Raw genomic sequence first — 22,737 nt, forward strand, 5'->3', positions numbered from 1 at the left:
CCCAAACAATGGGGCGTTTCATCCTAAATAAGATGAACAAAGTGGGGGACATCCTTAACTTAAGGTCTTCGTTTAGTGCTTTATTAATTTGTAAGTAGTTAGCTCAAATCACTACAATTTTAAATAACAATAAAATGATTCAACCAACCAATTTCATAGATTTAACTCATATAAAGATAAAAGAACATGAAAAAGACACCCCTAATACCTTTATAGTATTGGGGTGCCTATATTTTAAGAGGGGAGTAAGACAGGAATCTAATTGTTCTAACAAGATTACGTCGTCTCAGCCTCCGCTTATTTATTGCGTTATATTTAAATCAATAACACATGGTTATTATTTTAATACACCAGTTTCTTCTAAATAGGCTCTATAAGTCGTTTCTTTAGAAAGACCACCAGTTGGATTTAAATCAATGACACGGTTTGCAATCGTATTGATGAATTCAAAGTCATAAGATGTAAAGATAATAGAACCTTTGAATGATTTCAAGCCATCATTGACTGCAGTAATACTTTCTAAGTCTAAATGGTTTGTAGGTTCATCCAGTAGTAACACGTTAGAACTTGATAACATCATTTTACTTAGCATACAACGTACTTTCTCTCCACCAGATAAGACACTCGCTTTTTTCTTAACTTCTTCACCGCTAAATAGCATACGTCCTAGGAATCCACGTAAAAATGTCTCTGTTTGTTCATCTTCAGGTGCGTATTGACGTAACCAGTCAACTAAGTTTGTATCTACACCATCGAAGTAGAATGAGTTATCTTTAGGTAAGAAACTTTGAGAAGTTGTTACGCCCCATCTTACTGTACCTTCATCTGGTTCCATTTCACCAGCTAAGATTTTAAGTAATGTTGATTTAGCAAATTCACTATCACCAACTAATACAGCTTTATCGTTAGGATCCATAGAGAATGAAATATTATCTAATATCTTTACGCCGTCGATTGTTTTAGAAACATTGTCGACATGTAATAAATCATTACCAATTTCACGTTCAGGTGTGAATTTCACAAAAGGATAACGACGAGAAGAAGGTTGAATATCATCAATCTCGATTTTTTCTAATTGTTTCTTACGACTTGTTGCTTGTTTTGATTTAGAGGCGTTTGCAGAGAAACGTGCCACGAAATCTTGTAATTCTTTAACTTTTTCTTCTTTTTTCTTGTTTTGATCTTGAGCCATTTTCATAGCAAGTTGACTTGATTGGTACCAGAAATCATAGTTACCAACAAACAATTTAATTTTGCCATAATCTAAGTCAGCAATATGCGTACAAACATTATTTAAAAAGTGTCTATCATGAGACACAACAATAACTGTGTTTTCAAAATTAATTAAGAAATCTTCTAACCAGCTTATTGCAGGGATATCTAAACCATTGGTAGGCTCATCTAGTAATAATACGTCAGGTTTACCAAAAAGACTTTGTGCTAATAACACTTTAACTTTTTGATTGTTTTCTAATTCAGACATTGTTTTATCTTGTAGGTCTGCTTTGATACCTAGTCCAGAAAGTAGGGTACCCGCATCTGCTTCGGCATTCCAGCCGTCCATTTCAGCAAATTCGCCTTCTAGTTCTGCAGCTCTAATACCATCTTCATCACTGAAGTCTGGTTTCATATAGATTTCATCTTTTTCTTTCATTACTTCATATAAACGTTCGTGTCCTTTAACAACAACATCAATTACACGTTCATCTTCAAATGCAAAGTGATCCTGTTTTAAAACTGCTAAACGTTCGTCTTTCCCCATAGAAACATGACCAGTTTGAGCGTCTAATTCACCCGATAAAATCTTTAAGAACGTTGATTTACCTGCGCCATTAGCTCCTATTAATCCATAACAATTGCCATCTGTAAATTTAATATTTACATCTTCAAATAGCTTACGATCACCAAATCGCAAACTTACATCAGTAACTTGTAACATGCATTTACTCCTTTTCGTTATCCTTTTCGTTAATCTACCGGACAAATTATAACACACTTATCAACTTGTTTCGACCATTCTCGATGTAGTGATGCTAGTTTCTTCATAGCATGTTATAATAAGTAAGAATAAATCTGTATGTACGAAGGAGAAAAGTATGGCCCAAGATGAAAAAGATATTGTAGGTTCTATAGAATTTCTTGAAGTTGTTGGATTAGAAGGTTCAACATATAAGTTAAAAGGACCAAACGGAGAAGAAGTTAAACTCAATCAATCCGAAGTAAAAGATGAAGATGAATTAAATATAGGGGAAGAATATAGTTTCTTTATTTACCCAAATAGATCAGGTGCATTATTTGCTACACAAAATATGCCTGACGTAACGACTGATAAATACGACTTTGTAAAAGTATTAAAAGTTGATCGCGATGGTGCACATGTCGATGTAGGTTTACCAAGAGAAGTATTAATACCTTGGGAAGATTTACCAAAAGTTAAATCAGTTTGGCCAGTACAAGGTGATGAGTTATTCGTTACGTTACGTATTGATAGAGATAACAATATGTTCGCACGTTTAGCAACAGAAACAATAGTAGAACAAACATATAAGTCTGTTTTCGATAATGAATTGAAAAATAAAATCATCGAAGCAAGACCATATCGTTTATTACGCATAGGTAGTTTCTTACTATCAAAAGAGGGTTATAAAATATTCGTTCATGAAACAGAACGTAAAGAGGAACCACGTCTCGGTGAAAATGTAAAAGTCCGTATCATTGGTCAAAACGATAAAGGTGAATTGAACGGTTCATTTTTACCACTTGCACACGAAAGACTTGATGATGATGGTCAAAATATTTTTGACTTACTCGTAGAGTACGATGGGGAATTACCTTTCTCAGACAAATCGAGTCCCGAAGCTATTAAAGAAATTTTTAATATGAGTAAAGGTTCGTTCAAAAGAGCAATCGGGCACTTATATAAAAACAAAATTATCACGATAGACTCTGGTAAAATCGCTTTAACTAAAAAAGGTTGGGAAAGAATAGAAAAGTAATTCCTTCTATTATAAAGTGATGTTTTTATCTAAGTTGTTTTATAACAATAATAATAACAATTTATAAAATGAATTGGACTTCAAAATACAATTCTCAACAAAACAATCCTGAAATCACTATTTTTATATAGTGATTTCAGGATTGTTTCTTTTTTTATATTACAATTTCATAGTTATTTGTAATATATGCTTTGAACAAAACGTTGTATTATCAACATTTACAAGTCACTCCTATATTATTTCATACCATTTATAAACTTTGTAAATAGAAGCTCTCATAACTTAACGAAAGATTTACAATATCTATATTTGTATTTAATAAATTGTGTGTAATATAGGAACTGTAAGAAATACATATAACTTTTAAGGGTTATTTATTTATTAGGAGGATGTTTCAATGAAAAAATGGCAAGTATTTGGAACTACAGTAATTGGCTCTTCACTTTTATTAGGCGCTTGTGGCGGCGGAAATGCTGGTTCTGGTGGCGGCGAAGGCGAAGTTAAAGGCGACGGTTCATCAACAGTAGGTCCAATCATTGAAAAATTAAACGAAAAATTTGCTGAAGAAAATTCCGATGTTACAGTTTCATCTGGTACATCTGGTACTGGTGGCGGATTCGAAAAATTCATTTCAGGGAATACTGATTTTTCAAACGCATCTAGACCAATAAAAGATGAAGAGAAGAAAAAATTAGAAGATAAAGGTATTAAATATAATGAATTTGAAGTTGCAAAAGATGGCGTAACAATTGCAGTTAATAAAGAAAACGATTTTGTAAACGAATTAACTAAAGATCAATTGAAAGATATTTATTCTGGCGAAGCAAAATCATGGAAAGATGTTAATCCTGAATGGCCAGATAAAGAAATTAAATCATTTTCTCCAGACCAATCACATGGTACGTATGATTTCTTCACTGAAGAAGTTATGGATGACGGAGATATCAAAGCAGAGAAAAACGCTGATACAAACGTAATCGTTCAATCAGTTCAAAAAAATGAACAAGGTATTGGTTACTTCGGTTATAATTTCTTTGAAGAAAATAAAGATAAATTAAAAGCCGTTGAAATCAAAGATGATAGTGGTGAAGTTACTAAACCAACTAAAGAATCAATTCAAAATGGCTCATATGCTTTAAGTAGACCACTGTTCATTTATACAAACGAGAAAAAACTAAAAGAAAATGAAGGATTCCAAGATTTCATGAAATTTATCTTTGAAGACAAAGGTAAATCAGCTGAAGAAGCAGGATTTGTAGCTCTACCAGAAAAAGATTACCAAAAACAACTAGATGAATTAAAAGAGATTACTGGTAAAGAAAGCAAAGACAAAGAAGAAGATAAATAACACATAGCTGTAAATCTTAAAGGTCGGGATTCTGTATTAGAAAACAAAGTGGCGATGGGAATAACGTCCACTTTGTTTCTCTATTTCTAAACATCCCAACCTTTTTTTATAAATTTCGGAGTCTATATGAAGGAAGGAAATTTACATGGCGAATAAAAACCGCTCCGTAAGCGAAATGATAGAAAAAAACAATGCCAATAAAAAAGGTGCAAGTGATAAAATTGTTCCAATTATTTTAGGTACAATAGCAATTTTTTCTATATTAGCGACAATCGGTATTGTAGTCACATTATTAACAGAAACCATTACGTTTTTCACACGTATTCCTATTACAGAATTTCTCTTTTCGATGGAATGGACACCATTCTCATCTGATCCTAAATTTGGAATTTGGCCATTAATATTAGGTACGTTGAAGATAACTGTAATAGCTACAATCGTAGCAGTGCCATTAGGTCTGGGTGCAGCACTTTACTTAAGTGAATATGCTTCGCCACGTGCTAAAAGTATTATCAAACCAATATTAGAAATATTATCTGGTATTCCAACAATCGTATTCGGTTTCTTTGCTCTAACATTTGTTACACCGTTAATACGTGGAATCTTTCCAGACATAGGCAGTTTCAACTCTATTAGTCCAGGTCTTGTAGTTGGTGTAATGATTATTCCATTAATATCAAGTATGAGTGAAGATGCAATGTCATCGGTACCAAACAAAATGCGTGAAGGTGCACTAGGTTTAGGTGCTACAAAATTTGAAGTAGCAACTAAAGTTATTTTACCAGCTGCAACTTCAGGTATTATGGCCTCAATTGTATTAGCGATTTCACGTGCAATTGGCGAAACTATGATCGTATCTCTTGCTGCAGGTAGTACACCGAGTGCATCACTAGATATAACAGGCTCTATCCAAACAATGACAGGTTATATCGTTCAAGTAGCAACAGGTGATGCAACATTTGGTACTGATACTTACTATAGTATCTATGCGGTAGGATTCACTTTATTCTTATTCACATTAGCAATGAATTTGATTTCTCAATGGATTACGAAACGTTTCAGAGAGGAGTATTAATATGACTGAAACAAACAAAAATGTGCTCGTAGACCAACAAACAGTTGAAAAGAAACTCTCTGGAAGGTTAACGACAAATAAAGTTAATAAATGGGCTTTCTTTGCCTGTACAATGGTTGGTTTGCTTGTATTAGCGGCATTACTCATTGATACACTTATAAAAGGTGCTGGACACTTAACTCCATCATTTTTCACTAATTTCTCATCATCAACGCCTTCAATGGCAGGGATTAAAGGTGCTTTTATCGGTACTATATGGTTAATGGTTACTATTATCCCGATAACAATTACTTTAGGTGTTGGTACTGCAATATATTTAGAAGAATATGCTAAAGAAAATGCACTTACAAACTTTATTAAAGTGAGTATCTCAAACTTAGCTGGTGTACCTTCAGTCGTGTTTGGTTTACTCGGTCTTACAATTTTTGTAAGAGGTATGGGTATCGATTCAATTGCACTCGGCAACTCTGTTTTAGCGGCTGCATTAACAATGTCGTTACTTATCTTACCGGTAATCATTGTAGCTAGCCAAGAAGCAATCAGATCTGTACCTAGTTCTGTAAAGGAAGCTTCATACGGACTAGGTGCCAACAAATGGCAAACAATACGCCGTGTTGTGTTACCAGCGGCGATTCCTGGTATTTTGACAGGTTTCATCTTAGCACTATCTCGTGCATTAGGTGAGACAGCACCATTAATTTTAATTGGTATACCAACGATTTTATTACAGCTACCATCTACAATATTCGATCAATTCCAAGCGTTACCAATGTCAATTTATAGCTGGACAAAATTACCACAAGAAGAATTCCAAAACGTTGCATCGGCAGGAATTATCGTATTACTCGTTATATTACTATTAATGAATGCAATAGCGATATTCTTAAGAAATAAATATAGTAAAAAATACTAAACTTAAGATACAAGAAATACTATTTAAATAAGGCTAGTAAATGGGAATATGCTAGAATTTCAGTAAAATCTTAGCATCTAGTCTATAAAAAGGAGTTTTAATTATGAATAAACAAATTATAGATAATAACGATACGAACGATACATTAAAATCACATACTGACCGTAATGACTCACCAATAGCAACTATTGAGCCAAATCATTCAGAGAATAAAATTCCAGATAGCCAAAAGAAAATTGTCTATTCAACTAAAAATCTTGATTTATGGTATGGAGAAAATCATGCTTTAAAAAATATTAATTTAGATATTTTAGAAAATAATGTAACAGCAATTATTGGACCTTCAGGTTGTGGTAAGTCAACATATATTAAAGCATTAAATCGTATGGTTGAACTTGTGCCATCTGTTAAAACTGCTGGTAAAATAATGTATCGTGATAAAAATATTTTCGATAATAAATATTCAGTTGAAAAATTGAGAACAAATGTAGGTATGGTATTCCAACAACCAAATCCATTCCCTAAATCAATTTATGACAATATCACTTATGGTCCTAAAATCCATGGTATTAAAAACAAAAAAGTCTTAGATGAAATTGTTGAAAAATCTCTACGTGGCGCTGCAATTTGGGATGAATTAAAAGATGACTTAGACAAAAATGCTTATAGTTTATCTGGTGGACAACAACAACGTGTTTGTATTGCTCGTACGTTAGCTATTGAACCAGATGTTATATTGATGGATGAGCCAACATCAGCTTTAGATCCAATATCAACATTAAAAATTGAAGAACTTGTTCAAGAGCTTAAAGAACAATATTCAATCATTATTGTTACACATAATATGCAACAAGCTGCTCGTGTTTCTGATAAAACTGCTTTCTTCCTTAACGGCTATGTTAATGAATACGACGACACTGATAAGATCTTCTCCAATCCTGCAGATAAGCAAACTGAAGATTATATCTCAGGTCGCTTCGGTTAATCTATGGCAACAATTAGACATAAATATGAAGGCCAACTAGACGGACTTATTAAAGATCTACGTCGACTTGGTCTTTATGTATATCGTAATATAGAATTTGGACTAACGTCGTTAAGTGAAGAAGATCGTAATTATGCTAGACAAACAATAGCTAAGGATAAAGAAATCAATGAGCAAGAAACTGCAATTAATGAAAAAGTAGTCCTGCTTATCACTAAGCAACAGCCGATTGCTACTGATTTACGTTTAATGATGGCTGCTTTAAAAATTGCTACTGATTTTGAACGTATAGGCGACAATGCAGCAAGTATAGCGAAAATTAGATTACGTGCAAAAATTATTGACGAATATGTACTGACGAGACTTAACACTATGGGCAAACTTGCACTCTTAATGTTAAAAGACTTAGATGATGCAGTTAATGATAATGATATTACCTTAATAAAAGAAATCATTGATCGCGATAAAGATATTGATGATATCTATAAAAATATTGTAAACACAACTTATTTAATAGATAACGATCCTTTCGTTGCAGGTCAAGCACATTTAGCTGCAAGACATTTAGAACGTATTGGAGATCACATTTGCAATATAGCAGAAAACATTTATTTCTTTATTACAGGTGAACGTTATGAATCCTATAATAAATAAAAATGTTCCACATAATAAAAGCACAATGGCTTTACAAAGATAACTCGCTTTCAAATAAATGAAAGTAGATGATCTTCAAAATTGCCATTGTGCTTTTTAATTTTATAAAATACTATTTATTTTCAATTTCCTCAGTCAGTGTTTCTAATTCATCAACAAGTTTGCCAATATAGCCAATTGTTGATTTTAATGGTTGTTCAGTTCGGATATCAATACCTGCAATTTCAGCTAAATCTACTGGTGATTTACTACCTCCAGCTTTTAAGGTATCTAACCAAGCATCAACAGCTGGTTGTCCTTCATTTTGAATGCGTTGAGACATCACTGTACCAATCGTTAAGCCAGCTGAATACGTGTAAGAGTATAATCCCATATAATAGTGTGGTTGTCTCATCCAAGTTAGCTCTGTACCTTCCGTAAGTTTCACGCTGTCTCCAAAGAATTGACTATAGACATCAAGCATAATGTCATTAAGTACTGGTGCAGTCAATGATTCTCCTTGATCGACTTTATTGTAAACTTCACGTTGGAAAGCAGCTTCAAGTAAATGTGTAACCATATTATGGTAATATGTTCTTGAAATAATAGAACCTGTTACCCAACGTTTAAATTTAGCATCATTACTATTTTTAAATAAGTAGTTCGCCATAAGCATTTCATTCATAGTAGAAGGTGCTTCTACAAAGTACATCGAAGCTTCTGATTCTAAATAATTTTGATGCGCTTGTGCTAATGTAAAGTGGCCCGCATGACCTAATTCATGCGCTAACACGAAAGTTTCAGTCATTTTACCAGTCCATGATATAAAAACATATGAGTGTGAAGCATAGGGACTCGCACAATAAGCACCTGTTTCTTTACCTTTGTTTTGCGCAAAATCTATCCATCTCTCTTTATAAGCAGCTTCAACCATTTCTAAATAATCTTCACCAAGTACATTTAAAGCACCATAAATATATTGTTTAGAATCTTCAATTGAAATTTCTGGCTCGTAGTTTGGATCAATAGAAACCTTTAAATCTTCAAAATGCATTACATCTAAGCCATGGACACGTTTAACTAATTTCGCATATTTTTGCATAATAGGTGCTAAATCACTCATAATCACATCAATTTGTCTGTTAAACATGTCTCGCGTCACTTCTTGCTCTTGTAGTAAATAATCAATAACAGAATCATATCCTCTTAAATCTGCTTCGATTTTCTCTTGTTGCACTTGCATATTATATGTCGCTGCTGTCGTATGTTGGTACTTACTTAATGCATTACTAAAATGTTTGAAACTTATTCTTCTAAATGCTTCATTTGGGTTATCTTCATATTCATTCTCAAAAGTAGCATAATCTAAAGGATATGTTTGTTGATTATATTCAAATGGTTCAAATTCAATATCCAACATTTTTGTAGTTCCATAAAGTTCAAATGCGCTCTCAAAAGTAGGGGACAAACTTGCTAATACTTTTTCAACTTCTGGAGTTAATTGATGTGCCTTATTCGCTTTTAATTTCGTTAAAAAATGGGGATACTTTGATGTTTGAATAAGTTGTTCAAGTGTTTGATCAGATAGCTCTAATATTTCTGAAACTACAAATGAAAGTTCACTAGCGATTTTTCCATAAGATGTAGACAATTTTGCGCTTAATGTCTGTGCATGTTCATTAGCTGTATCAACACTCAATCTTAACTCAGCATAATTTGCCATTCTATCTAATTGAATTAATAGTTCAGAATATGCATCCAGTGCATCTTCAACAATATTCACTTCAATTAATTGCTCTGCATATTGTTGATTAAATGCCTTAGCTTGTTCCAATGTATCATTCAGTGTGTTATAAAATGCATCATCAGAACTAAATAAGTCAGTTACGTCCCATGTTTCTTCAATTGGAACATTATTTCTAAATGGTAGTGTTTCAGCCATATAATCTACTCCTCTACATTTATATTGTATTCATAATTAATTATACATGAATGACCCGCATAAATGATAACCGAAAGTTTATCTATATTAAAAGTGGGGAACAGTAAACCAAACTGGATTGACACGTATTTTATATTAATTTAATATAAAATTATACTGCTCAAGACTGAATGTATTTATATAGAAAATATAGTATGATATATATAATGTAAGTAAAGTATAAATATTAAATAAAAAGGAGTGGAATAAATGACTATTTTTGATATGCCTAATTTTTTATGGATTACTATAGTTGCTGTCATATTAGTAACAGTATTTTGCAATCTTGTCTTAAATAAATGGTTTACTGCACCAATCTTAACGTTAGTAGTATTAGCAATAGCTGCATTTTTAATACCAAATTTCCAAGATATTACATATGAACCTTTATTAGGTTTTGCTGCGTTTATGACGATATTAAGTTTAATTCTAAGCTTTGTAATATGGTACATGACACGTAACTGGAGACGTAAACGCCGCGAAAAGAAAGCTAGAAAAGAAATACGTAAACGTGGTGGCATCCCAAAAGATGAATTAGAAGATTATAAACAAAAATAAAAAATGAACTGTAGCTATAATTTAAGTTACAGTTCATTTTTTATTTACATCTTTAAATTTAAGGTGATGATTTAATAGCATGTTTAAGTAATTCAAGCGAAGTTTTAAAATGTGATTTAGTAAAATGTTATATCATAATTTAAACCACAGCATATACTATATATGAGGTTTAAACCAATATAGTAAAGTCGATAATTTGATAGCATCAGTAAAGTATAATAGTAACAAGCTAATCAAAGATATAAGCTATCGTAATACATGCATAATGAACAAGAAGAAATTACATCAAAGTACTTGAAAGAATGATTGCATTAACAAGCATATATAACATAATAGGTAGTGAATTAACAATTAGGGTATTTTCTATCAAATTATAATAACTTCCTATAATATATATTATGTAAACTAAAAAGTAAATTTTAAAACTTACATATCTATATAGCTATTTTACTAATTTATTATGTATTTAGCATTTATACTTATTAATCCTAGTTTAGCTTTTTCATAAATATACTACATTACATCATTAAATATTTACGCATCTCATTTAATGTCTTGTTATAATTGTCATATATTAACTCTTAAACTATCTACAATCAATTATATGGTAATATCATTCGTTACATAGATATATCTAAACATATTTAGCTTTAGCTGTGTGGATCTTAGAAACTTATTTTGCTTATTGCTATGCTTTATATAATGATCAAGCTCATAATGTTACGTGTATTCGGATGGATATAGACCAACAAACTCATATTTAAATGCCAAGAAATCGACTTCTCAGCGCCTTGTTTTTAATGACTTTATAATTTTAAGATTAAATAATACTTTTTGCTTTAATTTTGCTATTATTTTGGCTTATCCTTGGTTTTTATAGCAATCCTTAGAAAAAAGGTTTTTTATTTAAACCAAATACTTATAGGGTTACATAACATAAATATAGGCACCTATAAAAAACGTGTTCTTTTTTGTCATTTGGGTATATACTATTTAGATAATCATTTAGGAGTGAAATTTATGCAGGAACGTTCCCGAATCAAATGGTCGAGTTTAGTGATTGGCGTCATTTTTCTAATTATTGGCGTGTTTATTTTAAGTTTTCCTGAAGAAAACTTATTTGCTATTACATGGCTCATAGGTCTACTATTTATTATTAACGGTTTTTTAGAAATTTTCGTTCGTCGTGTAATGAAAAAAACAGATAAAAATGCCTCAACCATAGTACTTGTACTTGGTGTAATTAATATTATTTTAGGGTTATTGATTTTATTTAATATCGTTACAAGTACGACATTTATTGTTTATTTATTTGCTATTTGGTTTATTATTAATGCGTTATTTAATATGTTTACGGTAACGCCACTTGAAAAATCAAATAAAGGTTTTCATATTGTATCGGTTATTTTGAACATTATTACCGTTGTTTTCGGTATTATTTTACTGTTCAATCCACTTATGGCGGCAATTTTAGTTGCTATCTTCATGAGTGCGGTATTCTTTATTATTGGTATAACTTATATCATTAAAGCATTATCTTAATGATCCGTAACTTATAAATAATTAAATAGGGCGTATTTTGAAAAATCACGCTAGAAAGCGCACTACAAGTCGTCTTGTAGTGCGCTTCTCACATTTTCATAACAATTATATATATATTACTTTAAATATGTTATAAAAATAAATTTTACTATAAAATTATTATAATGTAAGGTTATTGCATTGCTGAAATCCTATGCTATACTAAAAATTGTGGAGAACAACAAGAATTAACATCTCAGACTAATCCACATTTAGTTCATTGTTATATTGGAATTGCCATCCTAGTATAACTAACTTCAGAACGAAAGAAAGCATACTGATTAGGGCTTACATACCAGAATGCTTTCTTTTTTTATGCTATTTTTTAACTTTTTTTCTAACATTATTCAACGTATTAAATAACCAATATTTTGTTTTCTTAATTGGTTTATAAAAATCGCCGATTAATTCTTCAATTTGCACATTAAATCCACGTTTAAAGCGATATACTCCGTAATCTTCACTATTTTCAGTGAAATCGCCTGATAAACCATAGAAATTGTAGCGACCATAACCATTGTCAAAACAATAGTTCAACATGTACCAATGCATCATATAAGGTCCCATATATTGATTATATTTTTCTGATGAACCACCAGAGAAGTAGTTTACTTCATATGCATTTGCAAAATAAACACCAGCAGCTAAATTTAATATAGCACCATCTGTTAATCTTAATTCACTTGCATGCATTAACTCTTTTTTATCATGCTCTATTTGTTTATCCAGTTCTGTAATTTTCTTCAACTGTTTATCTGTTTTATTTTCATTCTGCATGATTTGATCTCTACGTGATTCTTTATCATTAATACTCTCTTGTGTATTTTCAATATATTCATTTAAGTCTATATATGCTAAAGGTATTAAAGCTTTATCACCATAGTTATCAATAAAATTATAGAAATATTCATCTGTTTTAGATACGAAGCCAGCACGCTTTTCAGTTTCTCGATAAAGATCTAAGAAAAGACCGAATTCATCTCTATTTAACAACCTAACTTTAACACCAAAATTGATTGCTTTATTGATATTACGTTTTCTTTGGCTATCAAATTGTTTTTTTAGAGAAGCTGGTGTTTGTCCATCTAAGTTCAATACACCCATCCATCTTACTTGGCTAGATGTATCATATTCAGTCGTAAAGCCGTGATGTGTATACCCATGAGATTTAAATAAGTTGACTAATGCGTCATTCTTATCTGGTTCTGGCAATGGATTGATATCTTTATCGTATATTTTATAGATCCAGTACGGGTCCATTTTGACATATAAACAATTATGGTGTTGAAGATAATGATCTAATTCACGTAAATAGAAATCTACTAAACCTAAATCATTGTAATCCATAACTGGACCACGATTAGAATAATAAACATAGCTTCCCATTGTAGGAATTTTAGAGAAAAGACTAGCAGCAATAACCTGATTGTCGTCATCTTTTAAGCCTAATAGTACAACTTGAAATCCATCTTCTTCTCTTGTTGCAATATTTTCTTTTACTTGAAAGTAATGACTCTCTAATGCCGGGTTTTGTACAAAATTGTCATACTCTTTGACGGTTAACTCTGTAAATTTCATTCTAGCTTAGTTCCCTTCTATAATTTATATCTACTTCTTAATATCTTTTAGTTTTTTTAATGTCGTATAAATTTTGTACATTGGCTTATTAATAGGTTTTACAAAATCTCCAACGTATTCTACGACTTCGGCATTAAATCCTTTTTTGAATTTCACTACGCCTGCATCTTCCGCATCTTCTGTGAAATTACCACTGATACCGTAGAAGTTATATCTATCTATATTATTGTCAATAGCGTAATTAATCATCTTCCACTGTATCGCATAACTACCAGCAAAGTGTCTAAATTCATTTGAAGTACCACCTGCATAATAAACCACTTCATAGGGATTAATAATAAAGTAAGCTGCAGAAATTGGTAATTCATTACCGTGTTCAGCCTGTAATGATTGCGCTTCTTCTATTTTTTGTTGATTTGCAATAAGCTGTTGTTCTAAATTATCTCGTTTATTATAAGCCTTTTTATTTTCAGGTCGCTTTTCTATATCTTTAATCGCTTTGTTAATATCTTTACTTAAGACATCACGCTCTGCTTTTAATTCTTCGATATACTCATCGAAGTCCATATAAGCTAATGGAACCAAGATACGATTCTTATAATATCTCAATCTATTATAATAAAAGCTATCTTCCCTATCATCAAATTCTTTTGATTCAGATGTATCTTCCATAAACGAGCGGAAGATTGGTAATTCGTCTTCTTCTAAGAATCTTACTTTAACACCATTCTTCTGAACTTTTTTTGTATTACGTTTACGTAGACTATCCATACCGTTAAGTACATCTTTAGCTGTTTTACCTGCTAAATCTAATACTGAATGGTATCTAATTTGAAGAATTGGATCAAAGCCAGTTAAAAATCCTTGGTGTTTGTATCCTAATTGTTTCATTTTGTCGAAAAACCAGTCATGACCAGCATTTTCTAACACTTCTCCGTCATGGTTACGATATTGATAAGCTAAATAAGGATCAACTCTTAAATGTAAACCTTTATGTTTTTTAACATATTTAGTTAATTCATTAAAGAAGTAATGAACAAGTTCTTTATTTTCAAAATCTATAACAGGTCCTCTGTTTGTATAAAAATATTTATAAAACTTCATTACTGGTACTGCAGTAAGTAAACATGCTGCAATGACTTCGTTTTCATTGTTTTTAATACCAACTAAGTGCGTTTCTGTACTTTCTGCAATTTTCAATTCGTAGTTTCCTACCATTTGTGTGAAATGACTATTTGGCATATTATCTGTAAATGTACCGAACTCTTTAGCAGTTAAATTCGTAAATTTCATTTTGTATACTCCTATTTGTTTATAATTCTTTTTTTATTTGAGTTTAAACTTCAATCTTGATTATTATACAATAACCATTTATAAAACTAAATCAATAGCATATATAAATTCATTATACATGAACTTTATGTATGACTTATTATATCACTACTTTTATTTTAACAAAGAATGAGCAATTAAACACATTTGCCCATAGTTATAACAACAAAAACTGGAAAACTTAATAAGTTTTCCAGTTTTCTTTATAGTTGGGAGTGGAACATGTATATCTGTCCCACTCCCTATCATACTATGTTCTAATTTAAAGCGTCTCGTAATGTTTCACCTATTACTACGCTTGATTGTGGATTTTGACCAGTAATAAATTGGTTATCTGTTTCTACGTGTTCAGTGAAGTTGTCTTGAGTTACAAATTGAGCACCTTGGTTTTCTAATTCTGACTGAGTTAAGAAAGGTACTTTGTCCTCAAAGCCCATTGCACGTTCCTCTTCATCTGTAAATGCAGTTAACGTCACACCCTTCACTAGGAAGTTACCTTTCTTATCTTTAGCACCGACAAAAGCACTCGGTCCGTGACATACAGATGCAATAATTTTATCATCTGCTTTAAAGTCAGCAAGTACTGAAGCTAACTTCTGATTATGCGCAAAATCAAATACAGTGCCGTGACCTCCTGGTAAATATACAGCGTCATATTGACTCACATCTATATCTTCTATACTTGATGCTGATTTCGTTTGCTCAACAAATGCTTTATATTTATTAAGCTCACCATTCTGTGTGGAATTGGGATCTAATGGGACTTCCCCGCCATTTATTGTAGCAATATCTACATTAATGTTTGCTGCTGTTAATATATTATAAGGTTCACTTGCTTCTTCTAACCATAATCCTGTTGGTGTACCATCTTCAAATTGGTTTACACTTGTTATGATAAACAAGACTTTTTTACTCAAATTATGTCACCTCTTTTAAAAAATAAGAGAATAGCTATATTTTATTCTATGAAATTGCATCACTTTAAATTACATGCTACATACTTCAAAAATGTATTCTCTCTTAGTAGCGTACCCATAATTCCAACGTATTACACACACAATGCTTTATTCACTTTTTTTATCGAGCGCACTTCTAATAGAATTAAAATAGCTGACTGTGTCTTCTTTTGGATCTCGTGCTAATCGTTTAACAATTTCACTCCCTATAACCACACCATCAGAAGCTTCTATGATATCTGATACATGTTTTGGTGTACGAATACCAAATCCTGCAACCACCGGCACATTGGACATTGATTTTATATGTTTAATTCTATCTTTAAGTTCAGGATGGAACTTACCATTTTCTCCTGTTGTCGCATTCATTGTTACTGTATAAATAAATCCTTCCGCATCTTGAACGATTTGATTACTACGTTCTTCAGATGTCGTCATAGCAATGAGTGAAATAATATTCACTTTTCTGTCAGGATGACGTTCTTTTAATTGTTGCATAAGTTCATGTGGCAAATCAGGAATGATTAAACCGTAGACACCTGCTTTTTCACAAGCTTTAAAAAATGCATCTTCTCCATAAAAATTAATAATATTATAATAAGTCATTAATACATATTTACTTGATATTGAGTCACGATGTTCAGTAAGTTGATCTAAAATATACTGAATATTGACGCCTTCTTCTATAGCTTTGCTACCAGCGTCCATAATGACTGGTCCATCAGCCACTGGGTCTGAAAATGGCACACCTACTTCAACAATATCAGCGCCTGCATCACTGACGGTTTTAAGATTTTCAATAAAAGATTTATTACCCATAATATATGGAATGAATAGTTTACGCATTAGAATCACCGCCTTCTTTCATATAATTTCTAATCGTTTCCATATCTTTATCGCCACGTCCCGAAACTGTAACAACAAGAATTTCATCTTTGCCCATCGTTGGTGCTAACGTTTCTACATAGCTTAATGCGTGTGCACTTTCTATAGCTGGAATAATACCTTCAGCTTTTGTAAATCTAACTAAAGCATCCATCGCTTGTTTATCACTTGCAGTTGCAAACTTCACTCTACCTATATCGTGATAATACGAATGTTCTGGTCCAACACCAGGATAATCTAAACCTGCAGATATGGAATGTGCTTGTTGAATTTGACCATTTTCATCTTGAATGAGATACATTTTAGTACCGTGTAATACGCCTTCTTTACCTTTGTTAATCGCTAGTGCATGTCTATCTGTATCATAACCTTCACCTGCAGCTTCTACGCCATATAATTTCACATCATCTTGAACGAATGGATAGAATGTACCAATGGCATTAGATCCACCACCAACACAAGCTACAATTGCATCTGGTAAACGCCCTTCTTTTTCTTGAATTTGTGCTTTGATTTCTGTACCGATGATTTTTTGTAAATCTCTTACAATAGTTGGAAATGGATCTGGTCCTAAAGCTGAACCTAATAAATAATGCGTATCATCTACATGGCTTACCCAGTATTGTAATGCTTTATTAACAGCGTCTGATAACGTCCCTTGACCTTCAGTTACAGATTCAACTTTCGCACCTAATAATTCCATTCTAAATACGTTTAACGATTGTCTTTTAATATCTTCTTCACCCATAAATACTACCAATTCCATATCAAATAATGCAGCAACCGTCGCACTCGCAACACCATGTTGACCCGCGCCTGTTTCAGCAACAAGTTTATTTTTACCCATTCTTTTGGCTAATAGTGCTTGGCCTAATGCATTGTTTATTTTATGCGCACCAGTGTGATTTAAATCTTCACGTTTTAAATAAATTTTGGCGCCACCAAGGGCTTCTGTATATGAATCAGCATATGTCAATGGTGTTTCACGACCAACATAGTCTTTAAGGTAACCATCTAATTCTTCTTGAAATTTAGGGTCTGCTTTGGCTTCTTGATAAGCTTGTTTCAATTCTTGAATTGCTGGCATTAACGTTTCTGGTACGTATTGACCACCATAAGCACCGAAGAAACCAAATTCATCTGCTTCTGTTTGTATGTTTTTATTCATAATTAATTTGCTCCTTTTACGAGTTTAATAATTGCTGCCATTTTTTCCATATCTTTTTCATTATTTGTTTCTATGCCACTAGCGATATCATAGCCTTGATGTTCTAAATCTAAAGATGTTACAGCTTGTATATTGTCGTAATTCATACCGCCTGCGATTAAATAGTTAACATCGTTGAGTGTTTTTAACATTTCCCAATCATATACTTTACCTGTACCACCATAAGACTTCGATGGTGTATCAATAATAAACATATCTACATTATCTTTATAATAATCAATAGCTGTCGTTAATGTTTGTTGGTCTGTTGCGGGTAAGGCTTTGATAACTTTAATGTTCGGATTACTTTTTTTAATAAAATGTACAGTTTCTAACGGTTCATTACCATGGAGTTGAATTGTTGAAATCTGCGTCTGCGTTATCAAATTGGTAATCGTGTCATAATCTGGATTAACAACGATGACTACTTTTTCTTTATCGTCAGGTATAACTTCAGTCAATTGTTTAATGGTTGGAATATCAACATATCTTTTACTCTTTGGAAAATGAATAAACCCCATTGCATCAATATTTAAGTCTTTTGCTTTGTTTACATCGGCTAATGTGCGGAAGCCACAAAACTTTAACTTCATCGTTGTACCTTGTCTAATTTTAGACCTGGTAAGAATTGACTTAAGTCATCACATTTCATTAATGATTCACCAATTAATAAACCATCTATACCCGAATCAACGATATTTTGAACATCTTGCTCATCTTTGATACCACTTTCTGAAATATAGTAATAACCTGTTTTTTTATCTTCTAAAATCTCATTTGTATGCAAGACATCTGTAATGAAACGCTTTAAATCTCTATTATTCACGCCGATAATTTTCGGATCTAATTTATATGCACGTGCCAATTCTTCTTTATCATGAACTTCTACGAGCACTTCTAAATTTTGCGATGTAGCATATTGATATAGTTCTCTTAATTCTGGGTCAGTTAAAACGTTAACGATAAGTAATATTATCGAAGCGCCTGCTTTTTTAGCAACATCAATTTGAATAGGATCTACTACAAAATCTTTACACAATACTGGTAATGATGTTTCTGTTGTCAATGCTTGTAAACGTTCATAGCTACCACCAAAATAGTGTTCATCAGTTAATATAGAAACTGCATTCGCGCCATGCGCTTCATAATCTTTCACTTGTTGCGCTAAGTCTCTTGCTGGTAATCCATCAAGTGTTGGACTTTTAGATTTAATTTCAGCAATTACCCCAAGTTGATTTGAATCGTCTAATTGTGATTGGAATGTTTTTTTATGTGAAATATCCACTGCTTCTAGTGTTGATAACTTATCTTCATAATAGCCTTGCTCTAGTAAACCTCTTTTATATGTTACAATCTCATCCAATATAGTCATACGTTTTGCCTCCCATTTTATTATATTGCGCTAAAGCTTTACCACTTTCTATTAATGCTCGTGCTGCTTTCACACCAGCTTCTATTGTTTCAGTTTTTTCTGCTACATAGAGTGCGATGCCTGCGTTCAAGATAACAACATCTCTCTTAGCACTATGATCTGTTCCATTTAATATATGCTTCGTGATTTCTAAATTGTCTTGTGGTGTACCTCCAACAAGTGCTTCGTTTGGCGCATAATCTAAACCTACATTTTTTGCATTCAGCGTATATTGTTTAATTTCTTCATTTGCTGTTACTTCATAAATAATATTGTCGCCAGATAATGTAGCTTCATCCATGCCATTTGCACCGTATACAACGATTGCTTTTTTACGTCCTAAATCTGCTAAGGTTTGTGCAATTTTTTCTAATTTTGATGTTTCGTAAACACCCATGACTTGATAATCTAATTTAAAAGGATTAATGATTGGCCCAGTAATATTAAATATTGTTGGATTGCTGATACCTTTTCTGATAGGTTGAATATTTTTCATTATCGGATATGTTTCAGTAGCATTTAAAAAGACCAATCCATTGTCGTCTAATTGTTTTGGTGTATCTTCAACAGTGCTTGACTTAATAGCCATTGCATTTAACAAATCCGTGCTTCCAGATGATGAAGTGACACTTTTATTACCATGCTTAATGACGGGTACACTTGCACTAGCGATAACAAAAGATACAGTTGTTGAGATATTAAAACTATTTGATTTATCTCCACCTGTGCCACAAACACACATAGCATTAGGATAGTACGGTTGTTCACGATACATAGAATGGATTAAACTATTTGATATATAAGTTAACTCCTCTTGTGTAGTTTCTTTTTCAGAAAACGTTTCGAGTAACTCGATTTTTACGCTGTCTTCTAGATTTTTAGAAATAAGTAATTCTATAAATTCATTCATTTGTGTTTGGTTGAGTGGTTTATATTGTTTTAACTGTGTTTGTAGCTCCATCTTCTGTTACCTCCTTCATTATGTTTAAAAAGTTATTAATGATTTGTTTACCATGTGCCGTAGCAAATGACTCGGGGTGATATTGAATCCCATAATGTAACAATTGTGTGTGTTCAAATGACTGTATGCAATCTTCTGTTTGTGCCGTTATTGTTAATGTTTCAGGTAGCGTTTGAGGGTTACTCATCAATGAATGATACCGCATAATTTCTGAATATTCTGGAATATCAGTGTATAACAATGTTTCTTTTGTGATACGCATTTGGTCTTTTTTACCATGTTTTATATAATCACATTGGATAACATCGCCACCATGATAACAAGTCAAAGCTTGCGACCCTAAGCAAACGCCTAAAATCGGTTTATTTTTATAATGATCAATGATTTGCATTAAATCGTTTGTATCTAATGGATGGCCAGGACCTGGTGAAATGATTACTCCGTCAATATTCAGATTATATATAGATGGGTCATCCGGATATTTAACTATCACTTCTTCTTTCTGTGCAATCATATCTACTAAGTTATAAGTAAATGAATCATAATTATCAACTATAAGTATCATGGTGACACCTCCAATAAGCTTTTAGCTTTTAATTTTGTCTCTTCAAGTTCTTTTTCTGGTATTGAATCATAAACCACACCACACCCTGCTTCCACATTAATGTGCGTGTCATCAATCATCATTGTGCGAATCGCTAATGCGAAATCTAAGTCGTGATTACAATTAATATAACCAATACCGCCACTGTATACGCCACGTTTTTGTGGTTGTACTTCATAGATACGTTGAATCGCTCTTAGCTTAGGTGCGCCTGATACAGTACCTGTAGGTAATAAACTCGCAATCACTGTCATCGGTGAATAATTGTCTTTAAGCTTTCCAGTAACTTCACTAACGATATGCATCACATGTTCGTAACGTTCAATTGTCATTAATTTACCGATTATCGAAGTCCCTGTTTCACTTACACGATGGATATCATTTCTACCCAAATCAACAAGCATACTGTGTTCGCTTAATTCTTTTTCATCGTTTTTTAAACTTGCTTCGTTTGCTTGGTCCTCTGCTTCAGTAGCACCTCGTTTTATCGTTCCAGCAATTGGATTAGTCACTACTGTTTGTCCTTTTACTTTTACAAAGCTTTCCGGTGAACTACCAACGACAATCGGCTGATCCATATTCAAGTAATACATATATGGACTTGGATTTTGACGTTTTAAATTTTGATAAAGCTGATAAGACATGGCTTGTAATTGTTGACCAAAATGATGTTCGTAACTATAAACGATAGATGGTACAACTTGGAACATATCACCTTGTTGAATAAGTGACTTCATTTTACTAATTGTATTAATAAATTGTTCAGGTGCAATATTTGATTTGATCTCTTTTTCTGTAGCTATATGTTCAAGCTCAGAAGGATAAATCGTAATTTGTTTTAATTCTTCTACACGTTTTGCCACGCGTGCTTTTAATTGCTCGTCATTTTCTTTTGAAAATAAGTTTGTTGCAATAACGTATAAATGCTCTTTGTAATGATCAAATATATATGCATCTTCAACCATATGAAACTTAGCATCATGTTGTGGATGATCTTCAAGATTGATTTGTTTCAGTACTGGGAATTCATGTCTTACTAAATCAAAACTACATGACCCTACAAAACCAGAAATAAAAGGTAATAACGCTAATGCTTCGTCTTCAATTTCTGCTTTATATTGATCAATTAAATCTTTCATTTTTTTATAAGGTTGCTCATGTTCTATTCTGTTTTCTTCTGGTGTACATACAGTCATTGTTTCATTATCTAACGTGATTGAACCGTAAGTATCGAAAATCACTATAGAATAACGCCCCTTTAGTTTCGATTGTTCTGAACTCTCTAATACGATTTTATTTTCTCTCAATCTTGCTAACGCTTCTGGTGTTACTTCTGCATTTAATCTTTGATATTGCACTTTCATTTTATTTTCCTCCTCATAAAAAAATCAGCATCCTTAAACATTGTTAAGGACGCTGACGCGCGGTACCACCTAAATTAGTAGATATATACTTGCTTTGATCTACTCTCTCATTGATTTATTCATTTGTTATCCAACAAAACCCAATTTCAGTATATGTAGGTGTTAGTTTCCATCAACCACTAACTTTCTGCTTGTTACCTTTACATCACTTACTTCATTTTGCTTTCTTATTTTTTGGTATATAAAAAACACCACACTAACGCATATCTGTAAGGACGCGTTACCGTGGTGCCACCTTAGTTAACAAATTATTTGTTCACTTTAAATATTATAATTTTTAATTACATCTAAAAGCCCAATTCACATTAT

The 22,737-nt window shown here is 32.3% G+C and carries 20 protein-coding genes; 8 read left to right on the forward strand and 12 right to left on the reverse strand.

All coding sequences use genetic code 11. From position 1 onward, the window contains the following. Positions 1 to 337: 337 nt before the first annotated feature. Positions 338 to 1,939, reverse strand: a complete 1,602-nt coding sequence (locus PYW44_RS07270) for an ABC-F family ATP-binding cassette domain-containing protein (protein WP_002507649.1) — start codon at positions 1,937 to 1,939, stop codon at positions 338 to 340. A gap of 157 nt (positions 1,940 to 2,096) precedes the next feature. On the opposite strand from PYW44_RS07270, the gene cvfB reads away from it, so the two are divergent. The 6 genes from cvfB to phoU all read left to right on the forward strand — a co-directional run bounded on the left by cvfB (position 2,097) and on the right by phoU (position 7,971). Beyond that, positions 2,097 to 2,996 carry an RNA-binding virulence regulatory protein CvfB gene (gene cvfB / locus PYW44_RS07275; protein ID WP_021339152.1) on the forward strand — a complete coding sequence of 300 codons (900 nt, stop codon included), beginning with the start codon at positions 2,097 to 2,099 and terminating at the stop codon, positions 2,994 to 2,996. Between the two features lie 397 nt (positions 2,997 to 3,393). Further along, positions 3,394 to 4,344, forward strand: coding sequence for a PstS family phosphate ABC transporter substrate-binding protein (locus PYW44_RS07280; RefSeq protein ID WP_115076004.1), 951 nt, complete (start codon positions 3,394 to 3,396; stop codon positions 4,342 to 4,344). A 145-nt stretch (positions 4,345 to 4,489) separates the two neighbouring features. Beyond that, positions 4,490 to 5,419: a phosphate ABC transporter permease subunit PstC gene (pstC, locus tag PYW44_RS07285; protein ID WP_002507652.1), complete on the forward strand. Its 930-nt coding sequence runs from the start codon at positions 4,490 to 4,492 to the stop codon at positions 5,417 to 5,419. 1 nt (position 5,420) lies between these two features. Continuing rightward, entirely contained in the window at positions 5,421 to 6,332 is a 912-nt protein-coding gene (gene pstA / locus PYW44_RS07290; protein WP_002507653.1) for a phosphate ABC transporter permease PstA, read from the forward strand. Positions 6,333 to 6,435: 103 nt separating this feature from the next. Further along, positions 6,436 to 7,317, forward strand: coding sequence for a phosphate ABC transporter ATP-binding protein PstB (gene pstB, locus PYW44_RS07295; protein WP_021339150.1), 882 nt, complete (start codon positions 6,436 to 6,438; stop codon positions 7,315 to 7,317). A 3-nt stretch (positions 7,318 to 7,320) separates the two neighbouring features. After that, positions 7,321 to 7,971, forward strand: coding sequence for a phosphate signaling complex protein PhoU (gene phoU, locus PYW44_RS07300; protein ID WP_002507655.1), 651 nt, complete (start codon positions 7,321 to 7,323; stop codon positions 7,969 to 7,971). A gap of 112 nt (positions 7,972 to 8,083) precedes the next feature. On the opposite strand, the gene pepF is transcribed toward phoU, so the two are convergent. Further along, positions 8,084 to 9,892 carry an oligoendopeptidase F gene (gene pepF, locus PYW44_RS07305; protein WP_021339149.1) on the reverse strand — a complete coding sequence of 603 codons (1,809 nt, stop codon included), beginning with the start codon at positions 9,890 to 9,892 and terminating at the stop codon, positions 8,084 to 8,086. Between the two features lie 249 nt (positions 9,893 to 10,141). Here pepF and PYW44_RS07310 point away from each other — a divergent pair, with 249 nt between their 5' ends. Beyond that, positions 10,142 to 10,489 (forward strand): DUF2651 family protein, encoded by a 348-nt coding sequence (locus PYW44_RS07310; protein ID WP_021339148.1) that lies wholly within the window; start codon positions 10,142 to 10,144, stop codon positions 10,487 to 10,489. 1,020 nt (positions 10,490 to 11,509) lie between these two features. Further along, a complete protein-coding gene (locus PYW44_RS07315; protein ID WP_021338822.1) occupies positions 11,510 to 12,031 on the forward strand; it encodes an HdeD family acid-resistance protein in 522 nt (173 codons plus the stop codon). Between the two features lie 357 nt (positions 12,032 to 12,388). Here PYW44_RS07315 and PYW44_RS07320 read toward each other — a convergent pair whose 3' ends face one another. From PYW44_RS07320 to PYW44_RS07365, 10 genes are all read right to left on the reverse strand, one after another. Further along, on the reverse strand, positions 12,389 to 13,648 hold the full coding sequence (locus PYW44_RS07320; protein WP_002507659.1) for an aminoacyltransferase: 1,260 nt from the start codon (positions 13,646 to 13,648) through the stop codon (positions 12,389 to 12,391). Positions 13,649 to 13,678: 30 nt separating this feature from the next. Next, complete coding sequence (locus PYW44_RS07325; protein ID WP_002507660.1) at positions 13,679 to 14,941, reverse strand: aminoacyltransferase; 1,263 nt, start codon at positions 14,939 to 14,941, stop codon at positions 13,679 to 13,681. A gap of 296 nt (positions 14,942 to 15,237) precedes the next feature. Beyond that, entirely contained in the window at positions 15,238 to 15,897 is a 660-nt protein-coding gene (locus PYW44_RS07330; protein ID WP_021338821.1) for a type 1 glutamine amidotransferase domain-containing protein, read from the reverse strand. Between the two features lie 147 nt (positions 15,898 to 16,044). After that, positions 16,045 to 16,782: a tryptophan synthase subunit alpha gene (gene trpA, locus PYW44_RS07335; RefSeq protein ID WP_115076005.1), complete on the reverse strand. Its 738-nt coding sequence runs from the start codon at positions 16,780 to 16,782 to the stop codon at positions 16,045 to 16,047. Continuing rightward, positions 16,775 to 17,989, reverse strand: coding sequence for a tryptophan synthase subunit beta (gene trpB, locus PYW44_RS07340; protein ID WP_021338819.1), 1,215 nt, complete (start codon positions 17,987 to 17,989; stop codon positions 16,775 to 16,777). Before trpB ends, trpA begins: the two co-directional genes overlap by 8 nt. Positions 17,990 to 17,991: 2 nt before the next feature. Next, positions 17,992 to 18,621 (reverse strand): phosphoribosylanthranilate isomerase, encoded by a 630-nt coding sequence (locus tag PYW44_RS07345; RefSeq protein WP_021338818.1) that lies wholly within the window; start codon positions 18,619 to 18,621, stop codon positions 17,992 to 17,994. Then, positions 18,618 to 19,400, reverse strand: a complete 783-nt coding sequence (gene trpC, locus PYW44_RS07350; RefSeq protein ID WP_002507665.1) for an indole-3-glycerol phosphate synthase TrpC — start codon at positions 19,398 to 19,400, stop codon at positions 18,618 to 18,620. Before trpC ends, PYW44_RS07345 begins: the two co-directional genes overlap by 4 nt. Beyond that, positions 19,384 to 20,400 carry an anthranilate phosphoribosyltransferase gene (trpD, locus tag PYW44_RS07355; RefSeq protein WP_021338817.1) on the reverse strand — a complete coding sequence of 339 codons (1,017 nt, stop codon included), beginning with the start codon at positions 20,398 to 20,400 and terminating at the stop codon, positions 19,384 to 19,386. The genes trpC and trpD overlap by 17 nt, the downstream gene beginning before the upstream one ends. Beyond that, on the reverse strand, positions 20,369 to 20,965 hold the full coding sequence (locus PYW44_RS07360) for an anthranilate synthase component II (RefSeq protein ID WP_021338816.1): 597 nt from the start codon (positions 20,963 to 20,965) through the stop codon (positions 20,369 to 20,371). The genes trpD and PYW44_RS07360 overlap by 32 nt, the downstream gene beginning before the upstream one ends. Then, positions 20,962 to 22,368, reverse strand: coding sequence for an anthranilate synthase component I (locus PYW44_RS07365; protein ID WP_021338815.1), 1,407 nt, complete (start codon positions 22,366 to 22,368; stop codon positions 20,962 to 20,964). Before PYW44_RS07365 ends, PYW44_RS07360 begins: the two co-directional genes overlap by 4 nt. Positions 22,369 to 22,737: the final 369 nt, after the last annotated feature.

It is taken from the genome of Staphylococcus equorum, assembly GCF_029024965.1.
Lineage (GTDB): Bacteria > Bacillota > Bacilli > Staphylococcales > Staphylococcaceae > Staphylococcus > Staphylococcus equorum.